Annotated in this window: 2 protein-coding genes; both read left to right on the top strand. The window is 38.6% G+C overall.

Annotated features, from left to right (window positions below; all coding sequences use genetic code 11):
- The coding region (locus AC1DTM_RS25240) for a carboxyl transferase domain-containing protein (RefSeq protein ID WP_477001164.1) at window positions 1-537 on the top strand (537 nt) is incomplete at its 5' end.
- Between the two features lie 48 nt (window positions 538-585).
- Window positions 586-1,725 (top strand): AMP-binding protein (locus tag AC1DTM_RS25235; protein ID WP_477001163.1); only part of this gene is annotated, 1,140 nt, incomplete at its 3' end.

The raw sequence follows: 1,725 nt of genomic DNA, 5'->3' as shown, positions 1-1,725 counted from the left end.
GCTGATAAAGCAGCGAAGTTTATAAATTTATGCGATGCATACCATATTCCATTATTATTCCTTGCAGATGTACCTGGGTTTATGATTGGTACAAAAGTAGAACGTGCGGGAATTATTCGTCACGGTGCAAAAATGATCTCTGCAATGAGTGAAGCAACTGTACCGAAAATTTCTATCGTCGTTCGAAAAGCATATGGAGCTGGCTTATATGCAATGGCAGGTCCAGCGTTTGAACCAGATTGCTGCTTAGCATTACCAACAGCTTCTATTGCAGTAATGGGTCCAGAAGCAGCGGTCAATGCTGTATATGCAAATAAGATTGCAGCTTTACCAGAAGAAGAGCGTGCAAGCTTTATTGCTGAAAAACGAGAAGAGTATAAGAAAGATATTGATATTTACCGTTTAGCATCTGAGATGGTGATTGATGGTATTGTTCATCCAAACAATTTACGTGAAGAGTTAAAAGGACGATTCGAAATGTATATGAGTAAATATCAAGTATTCACGGATCGTAAACATCCTGTATATCCAGTTTAAAAGCCCTATTTAGGGCTTTCTTGCTCAAAAAGTCAAGGAGGGGAAAACATGAAACAAGCAGTTTGGTTTCCAACAGAAGAATATAAAGAAAAAACGCGTTTATTTGGTTGGATGAAATCATTAGGCTATGAAGATTACGAAGCTTTTTATAATAAGTCAATTGAAGAAACAACTTGGTTTTGGGGAGAAGCTGAGAGAGCAGTTGGCTATCAGTGGATGAAACCATATACAGAAGTGTTAGATTTAGAAAATGGTACACCGTTTGCACAGTGGTATACTGAGGGAACTTGTAACGTAGTAGAATCTGCTTTATCTCGCTGGCTTGCAGACGATAAAACGAAAACACAAGCAGCACTTATGTATGAAGGGGAAAACGGAACTTCGAAATCATTTACATATGAAGAGCTTGACAGCTGGGTAAGCCGTGTTGCCAACGGTTTGAAACATGCTGGTATTGAAAAAGGTGATCGTGTAACAATTTACATGCCAATGATTCCTGAAACAGTTGTTGCTATGTTAGCGGTAATGAAAATTGGAGCGATTATTTCACCAATATTCTCAGGTTTTGCTGCTGATGCAGTAATGACACGTGTACAAGCAGCTGGTTCAAAAATGGTTATTACCGCAGATGGCTTTTCACGCCGTGGGAAAATTGTTTCATTAAAAGATGAAGTAGATAAAGCTTGTGAACATTGTCCAACTGTTGAAAAGGTGGTAATTGTTCGTCATGCAGGAAATGATTTTACACCGCATAATTATGATTTTTCATGGAGTACGTTAGAAAAAGAAAAACCATTTATACATGCTGAAGAAATGAACAGTGATGATCCATTAATGCTTATATATACATCTGGAACGACTGGTAAGCCGAAGGGGACAGTACACACACATGCTGGTTTTCCGCTAAAATCTGCATTTGATGCAGGGTTTGGAATGAATATAAAACAAGGCGACCGCGTATTGTGGGTAACTGATATGGGCTGGATGATGGGACCATTTTTACTATTCGGCTCTTTAATTAATGGCGCAACGATGGTTATGTACGAAGGTGTTCCAGACTTTCCAAAAGCAGATCGCTTATGGGAGACAGTTGATAAATATGAAATTACTCATCTCGGTATTTCGCCAACGTTAATCCGTGCATTAATGGCAAAAGGTGATGAGTATGTAAATAAACATTCTTTAAAG

It is taken from the genome of Bacillus sp. P4_D3 (genome assembly GCF_056401855.1).
Note: the sequence above shows the minus strand (reverse complement) of the source record. Positions and strands in the feature narration are given on the sequence as shown.